The organism is Anoxybacillus sp. FSL W8-0382 (genome assembly GCF_038003845.1).
In the GTDB taxonomy this organism is placed as follows: domain Bacteria; phylum Bacillota; class Bacilli; order Bacillales; family Anoxybacillaceae; genus Anoxybacillus; species Anoxybacillus flavithermus_G.
Genome location: NZ_JBBOPX010000001.1, coordinates 575,690 through 600,587, shown reverse-complemented (window position 1 = coordinate 600,587; position 24,898 = coordinate 575,690). Strand labels below are relative to the sequence as shown.

General features: G+C 36.6%; 28 protein-coding genes and 1 pseudogene. 4 read left to right on the top strand and 25 right to left on the bottom strand.

Going from position 1 to position 24,898, the window contains the following annotated elements:
- The first annotated feature begins 177 nt into the window (after nucleotides 1-177).
- Nucleotides 178-1,296, top strand: coding sequence for an RNA-guided endonuclease InsQ/TnpB family protein (locus NSS60_RS03230; RefSeq protein WP_004889056.1), 1,119 nt, complete (start codon nucleotides 178-180; stop codon nucleotides 1,294-1,296).
- A 116-nt stretch (nucleotides 1,297-1,412) separates the two neighbouring features.
- Nucleotides 1,413-1,598, top strand: a pseudogene (locus tag NSS60_RS03225) (M24 family metallopeptidase); the annotation flags it as partial.
- Nucleotides 1,599-1,615: 17 nt separating this feature from the next.
- Here the strand turns inward: NSS60_RS03225 and NSS60_RS03220 are convergent.
- Together NSS60_RS03220 and NSS60_RS03215 are read right to left on the bottom strand one after the other, a co-directional pair.
- Nucleotides 1,616-2,395, bottom strand: coding sequence for an SDR family oxidoreductase (locus NSS60_RS03220; protein ID WP_192951162.1), 780 nt, complete (start codon nucleotides 2,393-2,395; stop codon nucleotides 1,616-1,618).
- Between the two features lie 74 nt (nucleotides 2,396-2,469).
- Entirely contained in the window at nucleotides 2,470-2,598 is a 129-nt protein-coding gene (locus NSS60_RS03215; protein WP_255573176.1) for a hypothetical protein, read from the bottom strand.
- Between the two features lie 106 nt (nucleotides 2,599-2,704).
- Between NSS60_RS03215 and NSS60_RS03210 the strand changes: the two genes are divergently transcribed.
- Entirely contained in the window at nucleotides 2,705-3,157 is a 453-nt protein-coding gene (locus tag NSS60_RS03210) for a universal stress protein (RefSeq protein ID WP_064214082.1), read from the top strand.
- A gap of 12 nt (nucleotides 3,158-3,169) precedes the next feature.
- On the opposite strand, the gene argH is transcribed toward NSS60_RS03210, so the two are convergent.
- Together argH and NSS60_RS03200 are read right to left on the bottom strand one after the other, a co-directional pair.
- A complete protein-coding gene (argH, locus tag NSS60_RS03205; protein WP_064214081.1) occupies nucleotides 3,170-4,546 on the bottom strand; it encodes an argininosuccinate lyase in 1,377 nt (458 codons plus the stop codon).
- The gene (locus tag NSS60_RS03200) at nucleotides 4,543-5,751 is read right to left on the bottom strand and encodes an argininosuccinate synthase (protein WP_192951023.1); all 1,209 of its coding nucleotides are present in this window, start codon (nucleotides 5,749-5,751) and stop codon (nucleotides 4,543-4,545) included. Before NSS60_RS03200 ends, argH begins: the two co-directional genes overlap by 4 nt.
- Before the next feature lie 146 nt (nucleotides 5,752-5,897).
- Here NSS60_RS03200 and NSS60_RS03195 point away from each other — a divergent pair, with 146 nt between their 5' ends.
- Nucleotides 5,898-6,212 (top strand): hypothetical protein, encoded by a 315-nt coding sequence (locus NSS60_RS03195; protein ID WP_004889049.1) that lies wholly within the window; start codon nucleotides 5,898-5,900, stop codon nucleotides 6,210-6,212.
- Nucleotides 6,213-6,412: 200 nt separating this feature from the next.
- Here NSS60_RS03195 and NSS60_RS03190 read toward each other — a convergent pair whose 3' ends face one another.
- From NSS60_RS03190 to tpx, 21 genes are all read right to left on the bottom strand, one after another.
- On the bottom strand, nucleotides 6,413-6,991 hold the full coding sequence (locus NSS60_RS03190) for an Ig domain-containing protein (RefSeq protein WP_340720641.1): 579 nt from the start codon (nucleotides 6,989-6,991) through the stop codon (nucleotides 6,413-6,415).
- Between the two features lie 114 nt (nucleotides 6,992-7,105).
- Nucleotides 7,106-7,447, bottom strand: coding sequence for a hypothetical protein (locus NSS60_RS03185; protein WP_340720640.1), 342 nt, complete (start codon nucleotides 7,445-7,447; stop codon nucleotides 7,106-7,108).
- A gap of 502 nt (nucleotides 7,448-7,949) precedes the next feature.
- Nucleotides 7,950-9,314, bottom strand: coding sequence for a phage portal protein (locus NSS60_RS03180; protein ID WP_340720639.1), 1,365 nt, complete (start codon nucleotides 9,312-9,314; stop codon nucleotides 7,950-7,952).
- A 56-nt stretch (nucleotides 9,315-9,370) separates the two neighbouring features.
- Nucleotides 9,371-10,975, bottom strand: a complete 1,605-nt coding sequence (locus NSS60_RS03175) for a terminase large subunit domain-containing protein (protein ID WP_340720638.1) — start codon at nucleotides 10,973-10,975, stop codon at nucleotides 9,371-9,373.
- Between the two features lie 85 nt (nucleotides 10,976-11,060).
- Complete coding sequence (locus tag NSS60_RS03170; protein ID WP_340720637.1) at nucleotides 11,061-11,471, bottom strand: hypothetical protein; 411 nt, start codon at nucleotides 11,469-11,471, stop codon at nucleotides 11,061-11,063.
- A gap of 149 nt (nucleotides 11,472-11,620) precedes the next feature.
- Nucleotides 11,621-12,976: a hypothetical protein gene (locus NSS60_RS03165; protein WP_340720636.1), complete on the bottom strand. Its 1,356-nt coding sequence runs from the start codon at nucleotides 12,974-12,976 to the stop codon at nucleotides 11,621-11,623.
- A gap of 443 nt (nucleotides 12,977-13,419) precedes the next feature.
- The gene (locus tag NSS60_RS03160) at nucleotides 13,420-14,220 is read right to left on the bottom strand and encodes a hypothetical protein (protein ID WP_340720635.1); all 801 of its coding nucleotides are present in this window, start codon (nucleotides 14,218-14,220) and stop codon (nucleotides 13,420-13,422) included.
- Between the two features lie 244 nt (nucleotides 14,221-14,464).
- Nucleotides 14,465-14,632 (bottom strand): helix-turn-helix domain-containing protein, encoded by a 168-nt coding sequence (locus NSS60_RS03155; RefSeq protein WP_340720946.1) that lies wholly within the window; start codon nucleotides 14,630-14,632, stop codon nucleotides 14,465-14,467.
- 112 nt (nucleotides 14,633-14,744) lie between these two features.
- On the bottom strand, nucleotides 14,745-15,611 hold the full coding sequence (locus NSS60_RS03150) for an SU10 major capsid protein (protein ID WP_340720634.1): 867 nt from the start codon (nucleotides 15,609-15,611) through the stop codon (nucleotides 14,745-14,747).
- A gap of 24 nt (nucleotides 15,612-15,635) precedes the next feature.
- Nucleotides 15,636-16,073, bottom strand: coding sequence for a hypothetical protein (locus tag NSS60_RS03145; protein ID WP_340720633.1), 438 nt, complete (start codon nucleotides 16,071-16,073; stop codon nucleotides 15,636-15,638).
- A 20-nt stretch (nucleotides 16,074-16,093) separates the two neighbouring features.
- Nucleotides 16,094-16,369, bottom strand: a complete 276-nt coding sequence (locus tag NSS60_RS03140) for a hypothetical protein (protein WP_340720632.1) — start codon at nucleotides 16,367-16,369, stop codon at nucleotides 16,094-16,096.
- On the bottom strand, nucleotides 16,369-16,953 hold the full coding sequence (locus NSS60_RS03135) for a hypothetical protein (protein WP_340720631.1): 585 nt from the start codon (nucleotides 16,951-16,953) through the stop codon (nucleotides 16,369-16,371). The genes NSS60_RS03140 and NSS60_RS03135 overlap by 1 nt, the downstream gene beginning before the upstream one ends.
- A 5-nt stretch (nucleotides 16,954-16,958) precedes the next feature.
- Nucleotides 16,959-17,366 (bottom strand): hypothetical protein, encoded by a 408-nt coding sequence (locus NSS60_RS03130; protein WP_340720630.1) that lies wholly within the window; start codon nucleotides 17,364-17,366, stop codon nucleotides 16,959-16,961.
- Entirely contained in the window at nucleotides 17,359-17,580 is a 222-nt protein-coding gene (locus NSS60_RS03125) for a BhlA/UviB family holin-like peptide (protein WP_340720629.1), read from the bottom strand. Before NSS60_RS03125 ends, NSS60_RS03130 begins: the two co-directional genes overlap by 8 nt.
- Before the next feature lie 179 nt (nucleotides 17,581-17,759).
- Complete coding sequence (locus NSS60_RS03120; protein ID WP_088223189.1) at nucleotides 17,760-18,941, bottom strand: IS701 family transposase; 1,182 nt, start codon at nucleotides 18,939-18,941, stop codon at nucleotides 17,760-17,762.
- A 756-nt stretch (nucleotides 18,942-19,697) separates the two neighbouring features.
- Nucleotides 19,698-20,486: a hypothetical protein gene (locus NSS60_RS03115; RefSeq protein WP_340720628.1), complete on the bottom strand. Its 789-nt coding sequence runs from the start codon at nucleotides 20,484-20,486 to the stop codon at nucleotides 19,698-19,700.
- A gap of 180 nt (nucleotides 20,487-20,666) precedes the next feature.
- Nucleotides 20,667-20,828 (bottom strand): hypothetical protein, encoded by a 162-nt coding sequence (locus tag NSS60_RS03110; protein ID WP_340720627.1) that lies wholly within the window; start codon nucleotides 20,826-20,828, stop codon nucleotides 20,667-20,669.
- Nucleotides 20,825-21,844 (bottom strand): tyrosine-type recombinase/integrase, encoded by a 1,020-nt coding sequence (locus NSS60_RS03105; RefSeq protein ID WP_340720626.1) that lies wholly within the window; start codon nucleotides 21,842-21,844, stop codon nucleotides 20,825-20,827. Before NSS60_RS03105 ends, NSS60_RS03110 begins: the two co-directional genes overlap by 4 nt.
- Nucleotides 21,845-21,958: 114 nt before the next feature.
- Entirely contained in the window at nucleotides 21,959-23,149 is a 1,191-nt protein-coding gene (locus NSS60_RS03100; protein WP_340720625.1) for an acetate kinase, read from the bottom strand.
- Between the two features lie 157 nt (nucleotides 23,150-23,306).
- The gene (locus NSS60_RS03095) at nucleotides 23,307-24,281 is read right to left on the bottom strand and encodes a class I SAM-dependent methyltransferase (protein ID WP_064214061.1); all 975 of its coding nucleotides are present in this window, start codon (nucleotides 24,279-24,281) and stop codon (nucleotides 23,307-23,309) included.
- Between the two features lie 85 nt (nucleotides 24,282-24,366).
- Entirely contained in the window at nucleotides 24,367-24,873 is a 507-nt protein-coding gene (gene tpx / locus NSS60_RS03090) for a thiol peroxidase (RefSeq protein WP_004889023.1), read from the bottom strand.
- Nucleotides 24,874-24,898: the final 25 nt, after the last annotated feature.

Genomic DNA, 24,898 nt, shown 5'->3' with positions numbered 1-24,898 from the left:
TCCTTTCTTTGTTTTTGACATGATTTTGTTTCTTCATTTGTTCACTATTTCCTTCTTTTTTTGTTCATGATTAATCACGCAGGAAACCCCTGCTTTCAAGCATGGGGAGGAATGCGTTTTTTTGTTTATTTTTCGCTAAAAAAATATAAAATAAAATTAGTGAAAGGTGGTGAGGACATGAAATTGACTTTAACAGCAAAAATTAAAATTTTACCGACATCTGAACAGGAACAACTTCTTCAAAAAACGATGCAAGCATATCGTGATGCGTGCAATGCGGTGTCGGAAGTGATATACAAAGAAAACACCCTTGTGCAAGCCAAACTTCACAAGATGACGTACCGCAAACTTCGCTCTACATTTGGCTTAAAATCTCAAATGGCGCAGTCTGTGTTAAAAACGGTGATTGCAAAATATAAAACCAACCAAACCAATGGACATAAGCGTTGTCAGATTGCGTTTAAAAAACCGCAAATAGACCTCGTTTTTAATCGAGATTACAGCCTAACCAAAGGGTTGTTTTCCATCAATACGTTAGAAGGACGAATCAAAGTTCCTTTTCAAACGAAAGAACTTGAAACGTATTTCGACGGAACATGGACGTTTGGAACAGCAAAGTTAGTGAATAAACATCAAAAGTGGTTTCTCCATATCCCTGTATCCAAAGAAATGGAAGAAGCAAACCTTCATCACATTTGCCAAGTGGTTGGCGTAGATATGGGTGTAAATTTTCTTGCGACTGTTTATGATTCAAACGGACAGACGTTATTTTTCAAAGGTAGACACATCAAACACAAACGAGCAAAGTATAAACAACTCCGCAGACAACTACAAAAAAAGCAAACTCCGTCTGCTCGTAGAAGATTAAAGAAAATCGGTCAACGAGAAAACCGTTGGATGCAAGATGTCAACCATTGCATCAGTAAGGCACTCGTTGAGCGTTATGGTAAGAACACGCTGTTTGTGTTAGAGGATTTAACAGGTGTTCGCCAAAGAACAGAAAAAGTGTCCGTTAACCATCGGTATGAAATGGTATCTTGGGCGTTTTATGATTTAAGACAAAAAATCGAGTACAAAGCACACAAACACCGAGCCAAAGTGATTGTGGTAGACCCAACATACACATCCCAAACATGTCCAAAATGCGGACATACAGAGAAAGCAAACCGAAATAAGAAAACGCACACGTTTTGTTGTCGAACATGCGGATATACCTCAAACGATGACCGAATTGGTGCCATGAACCTTCAACGAAAAGGAATCGAGTACATCGTTGAAGGAACGACACAGGCATGACCTGCGTCGTTGGGTAGTTGTCAACCTGCCCTGATGCAACCCCAAGTGAAGGAAGGAGGATAACATCCGCTTGCACTTCTGGGGAGTTGCAAGCCCACAGCTTTAGTCGTTGGGTAGTTGACGAATATCCGTCAATGAACGCAACAAATACCATGCCACTTCAAGCAGGAATGGTATTTACAATTGAGCCCGGTATTTACGTCCCATCAGTCGGTGGCGTACGCATTGAAGACGATGTATATATGACTGAAAAAGGACCTCTTCTTTTAACAACATATCCAAAAGAACTACAAATTGTATAGGCTGTCACAATGGCAGCCTATTTTCGATAACGATGAATGACATCAAGACCACCTGTCACTTCAATGACTGCTCCTGTAATCATATCAGAACAATCATCACATAAAAACTCCACAACACGAGCAATATCCTCTCCCGTCCCTGAACGGCCAATCGGCGTTATATCGTCTTTCATCTGGCGAGCATATGCAATTGTTGCTTCTTTCATTTCTCCAACAATATTCCCCGGACATACCATATTCGCTGTAATGCCATACTCCGCTTCTTCAAGTGCAATCGTTTTTGTTAATGAAACAAGCCCAACTTTTGCCGCGCTAAATGCTGAACGGTACATCCATCCTGGTGCGTGATCTGCTCCTTGAAAACCGTATGTCACAATGCGCCCAAAACGTTGATTTCTCATAATTGGTACAACCCGCTTAAATAAATGAAACATCGCACTTAAATTCCCTTCAATCATTTCATACCATTCGTCATCCGTATAATCGGCTAACTTTTTTCGCTCAAATATGTAAGGACCCGCATTATGAATTAAATAATCGATGCGTCCGAATTTGACAACTGCTTCATCAACAATGCGAATTAAATCTTCTTTCTTCGTCACATCGCCTTGGACAAAATGAAGACGCTCATGACAGCCACGATACATTTCTTTTAACGCTTCAACAGCCTTTATGTCGCTTCGGTAATGGACGGTAACAGCATATCCTTTGTTTAAAAATCGTTCCGTTACTTTTTTTCCGAGCCCTTTCGCCCCTGCCGTTACAATCGCATGCCTCACATTCATCCCTCCATCCATGCTTTGCTATGTTTATCGTACTACAAACAGGCGGAGGAACACACTTATTATGCTTGTTAGAAACAAAAGAGGCATCATCGCCTCTTTTGTTCATCGTCCTGTTCAATGACGCCGCTAATGTATGCGTCTGTAATTTGTTCAGTCACTTGCGCGATCCCTTCTTCATCATAATAAAGTTGTTCTTTTTGTTCCTTCTCACGCATCGTTCTACCCCTTTCGTCATAAATTTTTCGACAATACGTAGTGTTTGTTTTACAAAAAATGATATACTTGAATTGTAAGGAAAATTTTTTATTGGGGGGAGTATATATGTACAAGTATAAAAAAATTTTAGTGGCAGTTGACGGCTCAAAAGAAGCGGAATGGGCGTTTAAAAAAGCAATTGAAATTGCCAAACGAAACGATGCTTCACTTGTTCTTTCACACATTATCGACGTTCGTTCGTTCGCAACGATCGAAGCATACGATCATACAGTTGCCGAGCGAGCAGAAAAGTTTGCGAAAGAATTATTGCAATCGTATGAAAAACAAGCTGTTGATGCAGGCGTCAAAGAAGTCGTCATAGATATTGAGTACGGTTCCCCAAAAGTAAAAATTTCGAAAGAAGTCGCTCCGAAATATGAAGTAGATTTAATTGTTTGTGGTGCAACAGGAATGAGCGCTGTAGAACGTTTTTTCATCGGAAGCGTTTCCGAACATATTACACGGTATGCGAAATGCGACGTGCTTGTCGTACGCACACCTGAACAAACAGAGGCATAAAAGCGTTTGCTTTTATGCCTCTAACATTTGTTTTACTTTTTCAATTGCTTTTTTCACTTCTGTAAATCCTGTGCCCCCCGCGCTCGTGCGGCGATTCACTGCATTGTGCGGATCAAGCGCTTCATAAATATCTTCTTCAAATAAAGGCGAAGCTTGGCGATATACATCAAGCGGCAAATCCATTAAAAATATTCCTCGCTCTAAACATGTAAGCACAAGCTTCCCAACGATTTCATGCGCCTCGCGAAACGGCACGCCCTTTTTTGCTAAATAGTCTGCTAGTTCTGTCGCATTTGAAAAATCTTGTTTCGTTGCTTTTTCCATCACATCTACACGAACGGTCATCGTTTCAATCATACCCGCAAAAATTTTTAAGCTGCCGATCACCGTTTGAACGGTATCAAACATTCCTTCTTTATCTTCTTGCATATCTTTATTGTAAGCGAGCGGCAACCCTTTCATAACGGTCAACAACGCGATAAGGTGACCATACACCCGCCCCGTTTTTCCACGAATAAGTTCCGCCATATCTGGATTTTTCTTTTGCGGCATAATGCTGCTTCCTGTCGCAAACGTATCATCTATTTCAATAAACTTGAACTCTTCACTCGACCAAAGAATAAGTTCTTCACAAAAACGGGATAAGTGCATCATCAACATAGAACTATGACTTAAAAATTCAATAATAAAGTCCCGGTCGCTCACCGCATCTAAGCTATTTTCATAGATGCTGTCAAAACTAAGAAGCTTGGCGGTCAAGTGGCGATCAATCGGGAACGTCGTCCCTGCGAGCGCTCCAGCACCGAGTGGCGATTTGTTAATGCGCTTTAACGACTCTGTAAACCGTTCACGGTCGCGTTCAAACATCCATACGTAAGCAAGAAGGTGATGAGCGAATGAAATTGGCTGTGCTCTCTGCAAATGCGTGTAGCCTGGAATAAGCGTCTCCACATGTCGCTCTGCTTTTTCAACAAGCACACGTTGCAATTGCCGAATAAGTTCGATAATCTCGATAACCCGTTTTCGCAAATATAAATGCATATCTGTCGCGACTTGGTCGTTTCGACTTCTTCCAGTATGAAGCTTTCCTCCAACTGGACCAATTTCATCAATTAACATTTTTTCAATGTTTAAATGGATATCTTCATAGGCAACAGAAAAGGAAAGTTCTCCGTTTTTCGCTTTCTCTAATAACTTTGTTAATCCTTTTTTAATCGTCTCGACATCTTCTTTCGGTAAAATACCGCACTCGCCGAGCATCGTCACATGGGCGATGCTTCCTTCTATATCTTCTTCAACGAGCTGTTGATCAAAATGGATCGATGCTCCGAAGTCATCGACCCATTGTGCAGCTGTTTTTGTAAATCGTCCACCCCATAACTTTTTCACACGTTCACCTTCTTTTGGCTATTGACGATGCTATATACTTTCGTAGGCAAGCCAAATAAAGAAATAAATCCGACTGCTGCTTGATGGTCAAATTGGTCTTCTGACGTATATGTTGCTAGTTTTTCATCGTATAACGAAAACGGCGATTTCCGTCCTTCTACAATCGCATGACCTTTAAATAACTTCACACGTACAACACCTGTTACATTTTTTTGTGTCTCTTTTAAGAAAACGACGAGCGCATCTTTTAATGGTGAAAACCAAAGGCCGTTGTAAATGACTTCCGCTATTTTTTGTTCAATGATCGGCTTGAAGTGAGCGACTTCTTTCACAAGTGTTAAATCTTCTAACTCTTTATGCGCTTTAATGAGCGTTATCGCTCCTGGGCATTCATATACTTCGCGCGATTTAATGCCCACAAGTCGATTTTCCACATGGTCGATGCGGCCGACGCCATGCTTTCCAGCTAACGCATTAAGCTCAAGAATAAGCGCTGCAAGCGAGTACGCCTTTCCATTAATCGTTTTTGGTACTCCTTGCTCGAAACCAATTTCGATAATATCCGGTTCATTCGGTGTATGTTCAAGTGAAGCTGTCAATTCATACGCCTCTTCTGGCGGCGCTGCCCATGGATCTTCTAAAATGCCGCACTCGTTACTTCTTCCCCATAAGTTTTGATCGATGGAAAATGGACTATCTAAATCGATTGGAATCGGAATGTGATGTTTTTTCGCATATTCAATTTCTTCTTCGCGCGACCATTTCCATTCACGAACAGGTGCAATGACTTTTAAATTCGGATTTAATGCTTGAATCGATACTTCAAAGCGCACTTGGTCATTTCCTTTTCCTGTGCAACCGTGCGCAACAGCAACAGCACCTTCTAGTTCAGCAATTTCAACGAGCTTTTTTGAAATTAACGGACGGGACAACGCAGAGACAAGTGGGTATTTTCCTTCATATAGCGCATGGGCTTGTAAAGCAATTAACGCATATTCATTCGCAAACTCTTCTTTTGCGTCAATCATGTATGACTTGACAGCACCAACTTTTAGCGCTTTTTCTTTTACAAATTCTAAGTCTTTTCCTTCCCCCACATCTAAGCAACAAGCAACAACATCATATCCTTGTTCTTGTAGCCATTTAATCGCTACCGATGTATCTAAACCTCCTGAATAAGCGAGCACCACTTTTGGATTTGCCATAATCGTTCCTCCCTAAAGAATAAAAATACTAACAATTTAATATTTATTCATTTCGCATATTAATAATGTAACAGCTATTTTTCTTTTTTTCAATAACTATTTTGATTAAAATAAAAATTAATAAGCAAAAAGGATGGGGGAATAATATGAGTACACATTTTATATATGATGAACGCCTTGGGATTCGCCTGCCACATTTAGAGAAGGAATGGGACATGTACACAAAAGAAGAACAAGCAGAAATTTTATTGGAATGGGAGACGATTCGTGGCAAAATTCCTGATCGAATTATCGAGCTAGAGCAACAAATTAATGAAAAACAAAGGCAACTCGGAGAAGAAAATGATTTTGCTCTCTCATGTATGCTCAATTCAGAAATCGCCTCGCTCGCTTCAATGATTAACGATTTATGGATTTGGTATCGAATGAATCAAACCGTTACAAATCGCATACATCAATAAAAAAGGTGCCCATACGGACACCTTTTTTACGCTAAATTCGCCAATCTCATCACATCACGGGCGATCATAACCTCTTCATTTGTCGGGATGACTAATATATCAATAAACGCTCGAAAACACTACTAAATTAACCTTTTTCATATTCCTTTTTTTACATTATACTTTTAAGGTTGCAGTTTTTCAACTATTTTTTATATTTTTTAATTACTCAATTCACACGTCAAAATAAGCAATCCATTCCTTGTTATATCCACGTCAACAACTTTCCATGTATGCCCCATCACGCCAAATTTCGTATTTACAGTGAATTTACTTTTATTTTCATTCTCTTGCATCGTCACAATTATCTGATTTTCCGGCAAACGGATTGGCGCAAAATTATCTATTTTGAAAGTGTATTTATCAACGATTGCAGGAACAGAAATTGATTCAGTCGTGTGGCACTCATAAATTGGCTCTCCGAAAACATTGTATGATACTATTTCATCACATACTTTCTGCCCTTCAACAACGATTTCATAATTACAATGACACATTTTTGCTTGCTTATATAGTTTCCCTTGTGTCACATCAGAGACAATAAGATAGTTTTTTCCATTGTACACAATAAGATTTCCACGCTGGATTGAATCGAGAGTATAAATATATTTTTCCTCATAATCGCCAATTTTTGCATTCTGTACAATACATTTTTTTGATACATTGTTGATTGTTACTATTTCCCCGACTGTATCAAGAAGAAATTGAAAATCGGAAGTGTCAAATGTAAAAGGATTCATTTTTTAACCTCCTTATCCAGTAACATCATAAAAGATGATGTCGCCAAAATGGTAACATCATAAAAAAGGGGAATGGATAATCATCCCCCTTTAACGTCACATCCCGTTACTTTGTCATGAAATAAACAACATAAATACGTTACCTTGTTGCTCTTGTTCATCCGTTTTCATTTGACGGATTTTTCGTTCAAGTTGGTCAATGCGATTTATTAAGTTTTCATGAAAATCAGTAACGGTCATATCATCAAGTTTGTATACTTTCATAAGAGAAGGATTATTACCAATTGATTCAAGAATGGATAAAGCAGTTTTGTAAATGTTTCGTTTATTCGTTGCGCTTGCTGGATTATATTCATCATGTGGATTAAGGTCATTTTCAGCAAGGTAAACCGCTAATTCATTTTGATCTAAGTCAATCCCTTTTATCTCTAAAAGCAACCGTTGAAGATTGGTCATATTCATCATTTCCTTTCATTTTATTTTGGTGGAATGGGTAATCATAGGCAAAGCGAATTTATTTTTAATAGAAACGAGCAATATTTCATCTATGTTAAAAAAACGTTGATATATAAGCGTTTTTTGAATGTATGATGAATGTGCAAAAAACATTGAAATATCAACGTTTTTGAAAGGTTGAAAATTAAAAAAATTTTCGTGGGTGTGTAAAATGACTTGCTGCGGGCAAATTTTGGCGATTAGGGGTACTTCTGTATGCTTTTTCAATTGCCCTTATAATGTCTGTTATATGGGGAATTGCTTCCTATAACACGTATTATGTAACCTAGAGCATATTTTTACCTAATTTTTACCATATTTTATGTATTTTTTTACATTTTCAAGCCCTATTTTAGATTTGACCGCCTACCCTCACTTATTTTTGATAAGTGTGTCATTTTTCGGGAAATATTTTTTTATTTCCCACATTCATAACAGACGCAGGCAGGCGGATATATAACTGTCAAGTATTTTCCCTTGACACATCTACATTTTCATTAAACACAACATCTTGTGTCTTATTATCAACTCCACTACTATATATAGTGTTATTTTCTTCCTTTAATCTCATAAGTTCCTGCTGAACATCATATACATATGGATTCTGTTCGATCATCGATTGCAAACTCAATCCGCCTACTTCACGCAATGCCTTCATGTTCTCAATTACCTCTTTATCATTGCTTGGCAACTGATAACTAAACACAAGCCCTAACGAATCAAACTCATCACCAGTAAACGTTACGCCTTTGTATTCAAGTAACTTCCGTATTCTCTCAAAACGTTGCTCAATACCTTCACGAATATATTGCTCATTCTGCCCTGCTTTCATTAACGCCATTTGATATAAAATACGCACCGCTTCTGTACTCACATTACTAATATCTGTTCTTCCTACTGCAATAGCAGGCAAATGTGCTACTGTGTAGAGTGCATTGAGAAGTGTTTCATACAACGTATCAAACGCTTGCGAATCGAATTTATTACTTACAAATTCAAATGTTGCTCCATCGTCAAGGTTCAATCCTGCTCCAATAACATCAGGCAATCCTTCTCCTTTTAATTGTTGTCCCGTAACGACTGGAATCCCTGTGATGTAACGATAATATGCATCTGTTGCTTTACTGATTAAATCCTCAAGCGAATCAAGAATACTTATCCAATTTTCAAGTTCACTTTTTCCCTCGTTTTCATTTACTTCATTCATTGTTTTATAAATGATCGGCAATCCACTTAAATTCGCATATCTTCCTGTTAATCTTAATTGACCACCTTTATTGTTGTAAGTTTCCACAACATCCTCACTATATACAACATAATAATCAATCCCATCAACCATATACGCCTGTATAAATGCGATCATTTCATTCTCATCATTCCAAATTGGATACCCTTCACTAGCGTCAATGAGTTTCGATTTAATTGTTTTATTATTCTCAAGGTAAACATACTCATACACTTGCCCATATTTCAACATCTTATCAAGAATCCGATAATTCAATCGGTCATATTTCCCTTGTCGATTTACTTTTTGATACTCCTTCACGATGCGCTCCTTCCCTGTAATGGTTACTGGATTTTGTAGCAAAAACGATACTTGAAAGTTTAATAACGTCAACGCATGATTTAAAACAATTTTACGTGATACATACTCCTTCCCGCCAAACTTTTCATTCGGCTTTTGAAGTATTTTATGTTTTCCATCAAGATAATCCTTTAAATTCATTACATTCATTACTCTTTGTTGCGCTGATACACTCTGCACCTCTTCAATAAACCAATCTGAACGCCCTTCATGATACTCTTTTATATATTGTTGAAGATTCATTTAGAAATTCCCCCTTTTAAGAAAATAAAAAATGACTCCCCAAAGTTGAGGAGTCATCAAATATCTACATAGTACTTGGACTGTTTCATTGCTTGTACACATAATGCCATCGACATTACCATATCGTCATGATAATTATTTCCTTTTTTGTTTCCCATCTTTCCATTCTTTTGCTCTTGATAGATTTTCATTTCCTCAAGCGTCCGCACACATTCAATATTGATATAACCAAGTTCAAACGCCTGTTTTAAATCTTCTATAATTATTGGCTTTGTAATTCTTGTTGTAGTGAAACCTCTTTGCATTTTACGCTTTCCACGTTGGTCAAAAATCTTTTCTTTCATTAAGTTTAAATAGCCATGATCTTTAAAAAGTTTCTCAATAAATGGCAATCCTACGTTGTTTCTTTCGACTGCTGTGAAAGCGTAATTGTAAAATCTTAAAAGCGAATTTGCTATTTCAGCCATCTTGTAAACTGGAATGTCATTTGAATACCAACTTGCAACCTGTTGACCATCAGCGTCTAAAATACTAATTGCCGTATAATCGTTGTTACCTCCAGTCCCCGATGCCACGTCCACGCCTGCATACATACGCATTTTTGGCTCCGGTAAATGATAAATGAATAGATTTTTATTTAAATAAGGTTTTAAGGTATCGGGTAAAACTCCCAAGACCTCTTTTGTTTCTAAAGGTGGAATGACATGATGCAACCGTTCAATAATTTTATTAGTATCAAATACCGCCTTATTTGTTTCCATGAACGCTTCATCGGGCGTTGTTGGAAACTCACGTCTAAACTTTTCAAGAGAATTTGTTTGAATATAATAACGTCTAAACATCAATTGTCTATATGTAGCACTGTATTTATCTCTTAAAATCTTTTCATCATGCTCAAGGTCATCATATGTCATTCTGCGCCCTTGATTATTTAACTTAAACCAATTCTCTGCTTCATCAAATGTATGTTTAAACTGTGATTGATACGCCTTTCCCAACCATGAAAAGAAATGTGCCTTCCAAACACTTTCTTTATCTCTCCACGCCTTCATAAACATCTCTTGGTAAGTGTTGTAGCCGTATGCTGTACTTTCAATTATGATTGCACTGGATTCATTCTTTGTCAATGCAGGAATACATGTTGCAATGATTTCCTCTTGTACATCAGCAGGATATTTAGCCATTTCTGAAAGATGTATCATTTGGAATGAATTTCCTGAAATGGCATCTTCTCCTTGTGCTGTCGCGATGATGATTCGTGATCCATTATCAAGATATAATTCATCTCGGTTATTTTTTAGTGCTTTAGGGAATATATCGTATTTATCATGCGGAAGATTTTTATACATCTTCTTTATTTTAACAAAAAGTGATTTACTGACGCTTGCATGATGTGTCATGATGATATAGTTTGTATCGGGCTTTGTACATGCACTATAAAGCATGTATGCAAGAGACAGTGTAGTGAATCCGATCTGCCGTCCTTTTAGAATGATGTTATATTTTGACATCTCATCCATGAATCGCTCTTGTTCAGGATTCAAAACAAAAGGCACTGTATCACCGTTGTTGTCGACTATCTTAATGAAATTGCGTGAGAACAATTTAAAATCGTTCATAATGATTTTCAGTTTTTCTTCTTTCGATATACGTTTAGCCAATCAAATTCACCTCCTGTGACACTTCGTGACACAAATAAAAAAAGGAGTGTCATCGACACTCCTTAAAACCGACATATTGTCTGTTTTAAATCTCTAACTCATCATCCTCATCTTCTTGTACTTTCTCTTGTTTTGTTTGTGTCCGATTCATTGCTTTTTGAAGTTGTGTCATATCTTTATGAATTTGAAGAAACAATTTAACCGCCTTTTCATCACCTTGTTTTGCCTTCTCTGAAACAACATCATACACAGTTTCAAGATCACGCTGCATCTTGAGTTTCATATACAACATGTACAATTCAAAATACTCATCCGTCTGCTCCCAGTTATGAAAAACTGTAAATGAACGTCTATCTGCCCATTTGAGAAACTCTTCATCTGTCATATTTAAAATGTGTTCATTTTTCGGTGATCGTATTTGAAACTTTCGCATGAAATATGCTCTTTTGCGCCAATCTAGTTTTTCAAGTGCTTTGTGTATGCCTTGATTTCTCATTTATATCATCCTCCTTTTTTTGATTAAATAAAAATGGACTAGCGTTTTGCTAGCCCATTAATCTAATTCATTAAGCCACACATTCAATTTACTTTGTCGTTCTTGACGGTCTTGCTGTTCTTTCTGTTCATCTTCTCTTTTCTTTTCATTTAATTCCCTTCTACAACGATAGCACTAATGTCAATGATTTCACGCTTTCTTTTTTGTTCTGCTTCTCTTTTTGCTCTTTCCGCCATTTTCATATATTCATTTTCAACTTTTTTCACGACTACTTTCACCGTTTCATTTTTTTGTGTCGGGATAACCGTATCTTTAATAGAGCGCATTATGTCTCCAGTCAACATTTCACCGGTTTTCACATGTTGACTATAAACTTCCCAACCTCTTTGAATCATATCTGGACGATCATCATGCACAAATTTACCATTTATTATTTTTCCTGTTTGGAATCCTTTTACTTCTATGTATCCTTCGAGATGTTGCCGCCCATAATACGAATAGAAAATATGTTCAACCTCATTCACATCAATTGAATCAATATTCTTTTCATCAACCGCAACAATAGTGCCATCTTTTAACCGTACCGCATTTGTCATTTGTTTAAGCATTTCTCGTTCCGCTTTACGTTTTTCATCTTTTACTTTCTCTTGTGCTTCCTTCGATAAAGATTCAACAATATATTTTCCTTTTTCATTTTTGCTAATTGCATTAATTCGTGCTTCTGCTTGCTTCTTCAATTTCTCGTCATTTGTTGTGAGATAAATGTAAAAATCATTAGCAGTTAATTGTGAACCTTTTACATACCAATTATGCTCTCTTTGCTCTTGCTCATTGTTTGCATTTGTGATATCATTTTCTTGAACAGTTTGAACGGTTTCTTTAGATGATGTTGCTGATTTATTGGCAACATTTTCTTTTTGCTCAATTTTTTCTTTTGCACCAGGAAGATAATATATATTCTTCTCTTGTTTCTTCTGATTTTTTCTAACCTCTTCATCTGTATATTTTCCTTCACGTTTGCAAATAATTCCTTTGTCAATTACTCGTTTAAGTTTTGATATTGTTTGCGGTCTTGAAAGTTCTAGTAATGTCCCCCACTGTGAAAGTGAAAATTCAACCATGTTTTCTTTTGTTCTTGCAACGCAAACGTATATGTAATATTCATATACATCAGAAAATGAACGAAACTTTTCATATGGTATCGGCTCATAGCCACCTTCAATTGTACAGAAAGAAATAATCAATAATTCATTATTATTTTTAGTATCATTAAATTGAATAATTTGTTTCTGTTTAAGTGATTGAAGCAACTCTTTGATCTTTTTAATGTTTTGTGATTTCTTTGAATTAAATATAACTATTTGTGCTAATAAATCAATATTAATATAAACTTTATTTTCATGTGTTTGTAATGTGGCTAATTGTGAATAGAAATATAATTCATTTACATTTAACTTTTGCTTATGATTAAATTGAGTAAATACATTATAAATTTTAATATACATATTAGATTCCTCCTTATTAGATTAACTTTTAAAAAACTTACTCACTTACTATCCTATCTGTTAGTAAGTAAGTTTATCTGTTTATTATAGTATATCTGTTATACAGTTAAATTTCGGTCAAATTTCATACCCAAAATTTAACCACCCCTAGTTAAATTTTGGTCATAATTTATACCCGAAATTTAACTACCCTAGTTAAATTTTAGGCACAATTTATACCCGAAATTTAACTAGTTAATTTTTTGGTCTTTATTGTACCCATTTTTTAACCACTCGTCAATAGAATTCTGTAAACTTTCCGACTTCTCGAAAAGATAGAAGATGAAACCGTTTTTCACGCTTCTTGCTTTTGTAATGTACGTGATATTTTTTTATAACGTAAAAAATCAGCCAGCCGTTTGTCATAGCAAAAGAAATAATTTTTAGTCATATCTGATTACCTCCTAACAAAGTGTCGTATATTTCATTTTTCTTGTTCCGGTTAGCGCAAATGAAATTAAATTCGGTATTTGATCTTTTGATTGGATACGATATGTATAGTCATCTTGTGTTTTGAATTGTGCCAGTAAGTTAAATTGTTTTTGCGGTAACTCTATCGGAAAATCAAAAAACCCTTGCAACTCTGCAAGGGCTATATCTGTTTCTAAATATCCTTCATTATTCAATTTAATTTTTGATTTAAGATTGTACTTTTGTTGAAGATGCAAATAATCGGCTTTTGTTGTTTCGTTGAGTAAATCAATCAATTCGTCAAAACCAAGCAAATGTAAATATGTATTATGTACTTTTCTAAACTTATCAGAATAATGACCTAAAAACGATGAATCAATTGCTAAAAGAATCATTCTCCCGTCTTTCGTTGCTGGTAAAGGTAAATTATAAAAACTCCACATGGTTAATGTTGTGGACAAGGCATATTTCTTTGTGTAGTTACCTGCATGTACCTTCAATAAAGCGTTCACGTTGGCTGTAAGAGGATTCACATAGTCATTTTCATTAATTCTTACTACATGATTGCACCATGATTTACCCCTATGTAAAGCAAGGTCAATTCCGATTGCCTTCCGTTTATCTTGTTTATCTGCAACGAATATGTTTTTAAAATCATAAAAATAATTAATTTCATTTTCTTTTACATATTTTTCAATAGCACAACCTACAAGTGAATCTAAATCATCAGTTAAAATAAGTGTATTTTGTCCTTTGGTATAATCTGAACACCAATTCGGGAATTTCTCTCTCAATTCTTTCTTCATATAGTACAGTGAAAGAAAGAGAACACTCCCGCATCCTTTTAGAAAAAACTCAAAATAAATATTGATTTTTTCGTCAATCCCTTTTACAACCCTTCATATTGAAGGGCTTCCTCCTTTTACTCCAAAGAAAATTTTTGTTTTGTGAGTAAAAGGAGGCGGTCATGACGTGTTCCGTACTTTCTTCACTTTTTCACCTCCATTTTCTTTTTCTAATTCTAATAAAATATGTGTTTTATTTTTCATCTATATAACGTCTATACAATTCAACTTTTTCTTTAGACATGCCACATTCGCCCCGTTCGTATCTCGAAAGAAGAGATTGCGAGCATTGTAGTACTTGTGATAGTTCCTTTTGTGAAATTCTCTTTTTTCTGCGTTTGAGCAAATACTCATCACGCATGTTCATTTTCTTTCACACCTTTCTGTCAAAAATATGAGTAAATTTTTTATAAAAAATAAAAAAAAGGATACGCAAATTGTGCGTACCCTCTTTTTTGGCTCTATGTATTTATTTAAGCAACTGTAACAACTGCAACGGCTTTAGGGCTGGCAACTTTAAGAGTTGCCTCTGCAATGACTTGTCCTTTTACGCTGTCGCCCGTTTTCGCAAGTGGCTCAAACACAGGTTCACGAAGAAATACAAGATCAACATAGGCATCGTTAAATGCAACCATTTTATTTGCTGGTACATGTTTAGAGAGAATCAGGTTGAGTGTACCATAGTTAGTTTCAATGCTATCAACAACAAGACCGAAATTTGTTGTTTTGTGTTGATAAGAATAACGATCTAAATAGATTGCGTCAATTTGTTCCTTTACATCGGCATTTACTAATGCATAATATTGACCTTCTGCGAGGTCTTGATTCCACAAGTTACGCATTACTTGTTTTACATGATCTTCCGTAATTTTACTTTTTACATTGACTGCGTTTGTCGGATCTGCAAACTGAATTAATCCAGCCATCTGACGTTTGGAAGGTGCGGTAGAACCGTCATTTCTGATTCCGTTGATTAGTTTTTTCTCAATATTCACTTTTACTTCAAGCAAACGGTCATTAACTTCGCTCGCAAATTGATTAGATTGCATAGCGATAGCAGTACCCGAAACACTCACGCCTTTTTTGAAGATTTCGAGCACGTTATTCAATTCTCTGCGTCCACTTTCAGTAAATTTAGTCGTGTCTTCGCCTTCAACCGCTGAAATATCTTCGTCATGAGAAAGAGAACGTTCACGCCACGTGTAGATAGTAGATGTTGCTTTTTCAATTCCTTTCGCAAGAAGCAAAGAAGTAAGAGGTGTATATTCTACCCCAACCACCGCAATTTCTTTAGAAAGATTTACAAGTTCTGCATTTGTAAAGTTAGTAGATTTAAACATATTACATCATCCCCCTATTTTTTATTATTGGAATAATTTAGATAATTTAACTGCGATCATGCCAGTCGCATTTTTTTCTTTTTCATATTTTGAATATTCATCTGTTTTGGTATGATCAGCAGGAATATAGCCCGTTTCAATACGAATTTCGTTTACGATAGCAGTTAGTTTCTTCACAACATCAGCCAATTCATCTTCATTAGAAACTTTCACAATATTAGCAAACTTTTCCAAACCGTTTTCTTTAAGTGTTAATTGCACTTCTTTTTCCCACAATTCATTTTGTTTCGCTTCAATCTCTTTTTGTTTTTCTGCTTCATTAGCAAGTGTTTGCTCCATTTTTTCCATCTTTGCAACAAGTTCAAGATATGTTTTCATATCCACTTGCTGCTGGTCTTGTTGTTGTTGCTCTTGTTGTTGCTCTTGAGTTGTTTCAGTTTGAGTAACTTTTTCATCAGACATAGTATCTACCTCCATTTTCGTTAATTAAATTGAATTTTTACCGAATCTCTAACGAGAATCGGTTTACCATTGCATAACCCTCGAAACTCGAAAATAATTTCTTGTTTGTCATCGGGTAATACATAATCATAAAAATAGACACCATTTTCTTTATTGGTGTCTGTAAGAGTAATTTGTTCGATTTGCTGTTTATTAGAATCATAAATCGTCAACTTCACGTCACCAGGATCAATTAACTGACCATCAAACGTGCGAAAATGACATTTTAATCTAACTGTATCCCCTGCAAGTGCCATCATATCACCTCCACAACGGAAGGATTTTCGATTGCGTATGTATTTGAAAGATTTTCTTCATGATGAGCATATGCATATATTTTCAATATTTCTTTTTTCGTCTGACAAGAAATGTTTTCTTTTTTCGTCTGATTTGTCTGATAAGACTTTGTCTGATAAGAAATATTTGTATGAATCGGCTCTACAAAAACAGAAATATTTCTATCTTCATTTTTTGTAAGCGTTTGTTTTCGCCCTATAACCGTTTCAAAACGGACAGGTAATATAAAACTATTCACCGACACAAATTCACGTCTATGACGATATACAAGCGTCTGAACGTGCTTTGTATGTGAAGTAACTTCCCGACTTTCTTTTTTCGCTTCTATTTTCAACTGTACAGAAGATGAAATATGCTTTAGATATGATACAGTTTCCCGATTTTCTTTTTTCGCTTCTATTTTCAACTGTACAGAAGATGAAATATGCTTTAGATATGATACAGTTTCCCGATTTTCTTTTTTTGATTGTGTGCTAATTCTCTTTTCTCTGCTTCTCTTTTCTCTGCGCTTCAACAAATACTCATCACGCATTTTTTTACTCATTTCCTTCACCTTTGCGGTACTTGAATTTTAATGATCAATTTCAACTCATCTTGTGCAGTTTCAAAAGTGAAGGGCACAAATGTTTCTTCTGTCATTAGCCGATTATTCATGTCTAATACTTGAACTTTTGTTACAGTTGAATGAATAGAGACATCAGCACCAGTGATTTTTAATGAAATTTCAAGCACTGAATTCGATTCAACTTGGACTTGTTCATACATCGGCTCTCCGAAATCATTCCAGCCCGTGACTCTTTGTTCGCTCGTTTTTGTATGCACCCATTTTGCCTTCACACCGTCAATTGTTGTTGAGAAAATTTGATTATTAGCATCATTTAACAATACAATCTTATTCCAATTTTGTACAATATGCTCACGAATAGAAACATATCCATTTGCTGTAATTTCAGCCATTCATCGACACCTCCATTTTTTCAATTTTCTTTTCAATTCGTTCGATTGCATGAACGATACGTTCTTGTGCTTCATTTTGCTTTTCGATTTGTGCAAGAAGTTTTTCTTCACGCTGTTTGGATTCTTTTCTCGTATCGACTAGCAACCAAACGAAAAGAAGCGCAAATACACCGTTTGAAACAAAATGTTCAATCGGAATAGATGAAATGTCCATTTTGTCAACGCCTCCTTTCACAAAAAGTAAAAAATATGAGAAAAAATAAAACAAAAAAAGAGTGAGCATAACCCACTCTAAAAGAAAATGGAGGCGAAAAAATGAAACAAGAATTAACTGTAGTTGAGCAATTTTCGTTACAATAATTACCATTTAAAAAGAGACAAACAGGGTACCCCTTATGCCACGTGGAGCTGTTTTTTCACGGTATCAATGGGAATATTTTGTTTTGCTGCACGATAAATGAACTCCACGAGGCTATGTCCTTTTCTCTTGCGCAGGAGATCGAGCCCATCCGAAAAATCACTGTTAGACTCGAACATGCTGTACACATACGCAAGTTGCACCAAGATCCAATACCGTTTCACCGCCCGACGCCCGCGAACGCGGTATCCATCGAGTTTCAGCTGGTCTTTCGCTTGACGGAAAAAACATTCGATCGACCAACGTGCAGCATAGTAGCGCAAGATCTCTTCATCGCTTAGCTCGCGATCGGTGCTCAAGACGCAATGAAGATGTTTCGGCGTCATCGGCTGATCGGCTTTCCATGCGAGCAGCACCACGGCATCCTTGAGACCGTTCAGAGCGCCTTCGTAGCGATACACCCGATAACGCTCTTTTCCCACCGTGACGAGGCGGGTATCCCGTGGCTCCATAGATTTGGCAAATTCTTTTGCTTGAATGGCCGTCCCTTTTGGATAGAGAATCCGATTCGTCTTCAGCATCGCGATGACGTGGAACCCTTTTTTTAAGCAGGCTCCCACGAGGGTTTTCGATGGATACCAAGAGTCCATGAGCACATAAACGGGTCGACTCACATCCAACGAAGAAAGCATCTCGATCGCGAGTTCCCCTTTGCTTTTCCCCACCGTCTTGTCGTAGAGGCGAAAGGCAAAAGGAAACGCTTGGGTCATCGTATGAACCATGAGCCAAACGAGAGAATGTCCCCAGATCGACTTTTTCTCTGCGTGAGAATAGTGCCAATCACACCCTTGAATGGCGTGTGTTGCCCGTGACGAGGGCTTCGTTTTTTGGCAAATCGTATCATCGATCGAAACAAAAATGGGTTGATTCTCTCGTTTCGAGCTGCGTTCGACACGATGAAGCACCCACTGTTGGAGTTTGCGAAGCAGCGTCTCTTCCTCCCATGGGCTTTTCGTGAAAAAATGGCTCAGTGTCGTGCGATGGTTCGGATGAAAACTCCCATGATGTAGATCGGTCAGCGTTCCCGAAAAGCCCTTTGTAATCATCGCATCCACGATATGAACGAGATGCTTCATGACAGGTTTCGAGAAATAAAGGGCCAACCCCAACATCGTCAAAAACTTGTGGATTCCTTGGTGATGTGCTAATCTATTCATGAGACATGAACCTCCTTGTGAATGGTTTGTTGGCACATCTATTCTAACCAAGGAATCGGGTTCATGTCTTCTTTTTTGTTTGGTTGTAAATTTATGTTAGTAAATTTGCTCATCTACAGGAATTAATTAAAAATATGACAAAAGTCGTATTGTTGAAGGAGATACCCTTCATTCGTTGTCGATTGAATCGGCAACCAATGAAAAATATCTTTTCATAAATAGTGACATTTATAGTATTCATAATATTGCTTTTTTTAAAGATTTTTTTTACGATTTTTCCTGTAATTATCACATTTTACCCAAATGAAAAATTTTATACCTTTCATAATATTGCTTTTTTTAGAGATTTTTTTCACGATTTTTCGCTAAAATTTTATACCTTTCATAATATTGCTTTTTTTAGAGATTTTTTTTACGATTTTTCGCTAAAATTTTATACCTTTCATAATATTGCTTTTTTTAGAGATTTTTTTTACGATTTTTCGCTAAAATTTTATACCTTTCATAATATTGCTTTTTTTAGAGATTTTTTTCACGATTTTTTTACGGTTTTGCCCAAAATTTTATACCTTTCATAATATTGCTTTTTTTAAAGATTTTTTTCACGATTTTTCCTGTAATTATCACATCCCCTTGTCGCTCTAGGGCTGGAGGGTATTTTTTCAAAAAATATTTTTCATTAAAAGTGCCGAAAAATCTTGTCGCTCTAGGGATTTAACGTTTTTCTAAACTTGGACATCTTCCCCCCGCTTTTTTCTAACTAGCATATTCTTCATACATTTCATGAAGTGTATTTTCGTATTCACGATCAAGAATAGCCCCTACGATTCCCCAGTAATAACCGAAAATGTTGTGTACTTTACGCCCTTGTTTAATGTTCCGTACCATTTGTTTAAATGAATCAATAGCAAGGTCAAGTTTATCTTGCTGCGAATAATAGGAAAGATAATAAGTTTGAATCTGAATGACCTTCCATAGTTCCTCGATCACTTTATAATCATTCCAAAAGCACTTTACAAGATCACGAAACTCTTTAGGTACTCTTGAAGAAGCGAATGAGCCATCTAATGCTTTAGTACGTTTTATATTATTTTGATTGCTAGTTTTAGATAGATTGCTAGTTTGTGGGCAGTTCAATTTTTCCTCTTTAGGTAGTTCAATTGTTTGAGAAAAAGAAACATCTTCTTTTACTGGATAGCGATTAAACACATATAGATTAGATGATTGAGAACCGTTTTTCCGTTCTGTTTCATAAACAGTAAGCAATCCAAATGCTTTCGCTTTTGTAACCATGCGCTTAAAAGTTGAACGACTAATACCAACTCCATCTAATTCATGTGTAGCCGAAACAATAGTTGCGATCTTCGCATTGCAAACGCCTGCGACTTTTGCACTGAAACGAATAAGACGCTTGAGTGCAATAAGTTCGCTTTTTGTGAATTTTTGTTTTAAGTCAATCATCCATTGTTCTATATTATTGTTAAAATCTTTTAAATTTTGAAACTGTGATAAATGCTTAAATTGTTCAATGTTACCTGCTTTCATTGTTTCTCCTCCTATCAAACATATGTTCGATAGGATAAACACAACTAAATAAGCATACGGACTTGTATTTTTTCAAAAAATCGTGTATGCTATAAGCAAATGGGTTTTAGTTTGGTTTATCCTATCGGATTGGGAGTGATGTTGGTGCATCGCTCCCGCTTTTTTATTACTTCTTTTTTATTACTTCGCAAAATTCAACGCCTCAAATGCTTGCTCGTATTGTTGAAGTAAATCATCCACATTTGCTCCGTTCGCTTTTTCCTTTTTCACACGTTGAATTTCTGTGAAAAGCACCGCTTTGAGTGTTGCAAGTTCTTGTTCAGTCACTTGAATTGTTTTCATATTTGATTACCTCCTCTTGTTCGCTTTACTTTTCTTTGCTTATGTTCTTCTAAAAGATGAATAGGTGAAAATTGTTCATGTTGTTCTTGAATCGTTGAATCTAATACATGTGCATATCGTTGTGTTGTAGATAAATCACTATGATCTAAAATTTTTTGAAGCACACGAACCGAACCGTTTTGCTGGATAAACATTGCTGATGCAGTATGACGAAATAAATGTGCATGAACACGTTTTTTGATTCCTGCTCGTTCGATGATCGTTTTTAAATGCTTCCGAAATGCGCTTTGTCCTAATTGTTTTCCATGATTAGTTAAGAATACATACTCACTTTTAAAATCAGCGTTTTCTTCTTTTAGTTCTTGAAGAAGTTTTATCGTCTTTTTTGTGATAGGTATTGTTCTTACTTTCTTGTTTTTGGTATTTGTAAATGTAATGCAATGATGTTCAAAATCAACGTCATTCCAGGTTAATGAAAGGACTTCTCCAATTCGCCCGAAACTATCAAGAAGCACATGAATTAACACGTACATACGAAATTCGCTGTATATTTCATCTTTTTTAAGTGTGCGAAGTATTTTCTTGATCTCTGGAATGGTAAGAATATCAATTTTTTTCTGATGTTCTTTCACTTTTTTAACGTGTTGAAAAATATTTTCTTCTACAATTCCCTCGTTTTTGAGAACAGAAAAAATTGCTTTTGCATATGTGAGATATGTGTTTATTGTTGAAACTGAAACACCGATTTTTTTAACCTTTTTCGTTTTCTGATTCATGAATTGAAGTTTTTTGTTTAACTGCCAGTCGATGAATTGTCTTACATCGTCTACTGTAAGTGAAGAAATATCTGTTTCTTCTCCCCAAAATCGCTCAAAATCGTTAAATGTTTTTTCGTAATTATCAACTGAATTTTTTGAAAGTCCTTCGATTTTTTTAATTTGCAAAACGATTTTCCTTGCAACATTAATCGTATAAACTTTCTTTTTGTTGGCATGCTTCCGCTTTTTTAATGGCAAAGAAAAAAGCAACCTCCTTTCATATCCATTTCTGAATATGAAAAAGGTTGCTTTAGTAGGCAGGTTTTCGTTAGTTACGAGTTTAAGTTTTGGTTTGCAAAACCCTTCAAATCATTATAAATTCGCCAATCTCATCACATCACGGGCGATCATAACCTCTTCATTTGTCGGGATGACTAATACTTTTACTGGAGAATGCGGATAGTTAATAAACGCTTCTTTGCCGCGCACTTTATTTAATGCTGGATCCCAGTAGACACCCATAAATTCAAGACCACGCAACACTTTCGCGCGTACGACATCGCTGTTTTCACCAATGCCTGCTGTGAAAATAATGGCATCAACCCCGCACATGCGCGCTGCGTATGAGCCGATGTATTTATGAATGCGCCCAGCAAACACTTCGAGCGCCAACTCTGCACGTCGATCGCCTTTTGAAGCCGCTTCTTCAATATCGCGTAAATCGCTCGAAAAACCAGTTAAGCCGAGCATTCCGCTCTTTTTATTTAAAATATCAATGACTTCCTCGGCTGTTTTCCCTGTTTTTTGCATAATGTACGGGATTAGCGCTGGGTCGATGTTTCCTGAGCGCGTCCCCATCGCTACACCTGCAAGCGGTGTAAAGCCCATCGACGTATCGATCGATTTCCCGCCCTCTACCGCTGCAATACTTGCTCCATTTCCTAAATGACAAGAAATGAGACGAAGTTGCTCAATTGGGCGGCCTAACAATTCAGCTGCACGTTGTGTCACATATTTATGTGATGTGCCATGGAAGCCATATTTACGAATGCCAAACTTTTCGTAATACTCATATGGCAAGCTATATAAAAACGACTGTTCTGGCATCGTCTGATGGAATGCTGTATCAAATACTGCAACCGCTGGTACGTTCGGTAACACTTCACGAAACGCTTTAATGCCGACAACGTTTGCTGGGTTGTGCAATGGCGCTAAATCAGATAAGTCTTCAATTTCTTTTAACGTCTCATCTGTAATTAAAACGGAGTCGCTAAATTTCTCTCCACCATGTACAACGCGGTGACCAATTCCTTCGATTTCATCGAACGATTGAATAATGCCAAGCTCAATTAATTTATCGAGCAACATTTTCACAGCAACCGCATGATCCGGAATTGGCGTTACTTCTTTTATTTTTTCACCATTGACTGTAATATTAAAAATCGCATCTTCAAAACCAATTCGCTCAACAACACCTTTTGTTAATACTTCCTCGCTCGGCATGTTGAACAATTGAAATTTTAACGAAGAACTTCCTGCATTGATCGCAATGACTTTTGGCATTTGATTAAACAGCTCCTTTAACATCGTTCACAATTATTGTATGCAAATATGCGAATTTCATCGGTACGTCTCTCATTTTACGGGTCGTTCGTCACTCTTTTCAAGTATACAAATTGGACGAAAACGTTTTCTTCACATATTTGTTATATTCTGAAGGTTATGAACAATTTTCTTTCAGCCATTGTTCGAATTTTAGCACCATGGCTTGCATCGCCTGCTTATTCGAAAAGCTAGGGAGCTGTGCAAGCAATGCTTGTTTCGGTGCTTTTGCATGCGCGCCTTTTTTTTGCAAAATAAAAATACTTTTCGCTGCCTTTTCATTTTTAAACATCGAAAGCGGAAGCTGCAATAAGCCTTGAATAAACGTTTCTTCTTTGATGAGCGCATGCAATTCTTTTGATTCGTCTGATGTAAACAGCATGTTTGGAATTAAGAAAAACAAATACCCGCCTTCTTTCGTATAACGAATACTTTGTTCAATGAACAAATAGTGAGCGTATGAATGGCCACTTTTCGCATGTAAACGAAATGACTTGGCATTTTCATCATCTGGATAATATCCGATCGGCAAATCGCACACGACTACATCAACCGGCTCAATAAACAACGGCTTTAAGCTGTCTTGATGAAATAATTGAATTTCATGTTGTTGTAAATTTGCATTCACATAAGCGAGTTTCAATAGTAAATCGTCTGCATCCGCTCCGTAACTTCTTGCTTTTTTATTCGTCAGTTGATTTAATACAGCCGTCATTAAATTTCCTGTTCCAATGGCAGGATCGAGAAGCGATAACGAAAAATACGTTTTTGTAAATTCATCAACTAAATAACCGATAAATACTGATACTGCATCTGGTGTCATTTGATGGTGTGGCTGTACGTACTCCTTCATTCCTTTCAACATCGCTAATTGCAACGCTTTACGGATGTGTTCATTTTTCCATTCATGCAAATGAACAGATGCATACGCCTTTTGTAACCGTTTCTTTAACAACTCGCTCACTTCTTCTTGCAGTACATCCCCGTGAAATAAATTCTCTCCAGTTTCAGCAACTGCTTCTAAATATGAACAATTTAATTCTTCTTGTAACCATGTCGCCGTTTCATCAATGACTGTAAATAGCTTTTCCAATACACTTCACTCCTTTCTGTTCGACATTTTATTTTAGAAAATATAAACGAAAAAGGCTATCCCTTTTTGAGATAGCCTCAAACAATTATTGTTGAGCCGCTTGTTTTGCCGCTTCAATGGCCGCTTCATAGTTTGGATGATTCGTCGCTTCAGATACATACTCGACATATGTCACACGATCATTGCGATCAACGACAAATACAGCACGAGCAAGTAAACGCAACTCTTGAATAAGCACACCGTATGCTTGACCAAACGATACGTCGCGATGATCAGACAGTGTGACAACGTTTTCTAACCCGTTTGCAGCGCACCAACGTTTTTGAGCAAATGGCAAATCGACGCTAATCGTTAATACTTTTACTCCTTCAATGCTTCCTGCTTCTTCATTGAAACGACGTGTTTGTGCATCACAAACTCCTGTATCGATCGACGGCACAACACTAATTAACCGAACAAATCCTTTTGTATCGTCTAATGTCACCGGTGATAAATCGTTGGCAAGTACGGTGAAATTCGGTGCTACATCACCGACTTTTACTTCATTGCCAACTAATGTGACAGGATTTCCTTTAAATGTAACTTTCGCCATAGTAAGCCTCCTCTTTATATAAGAT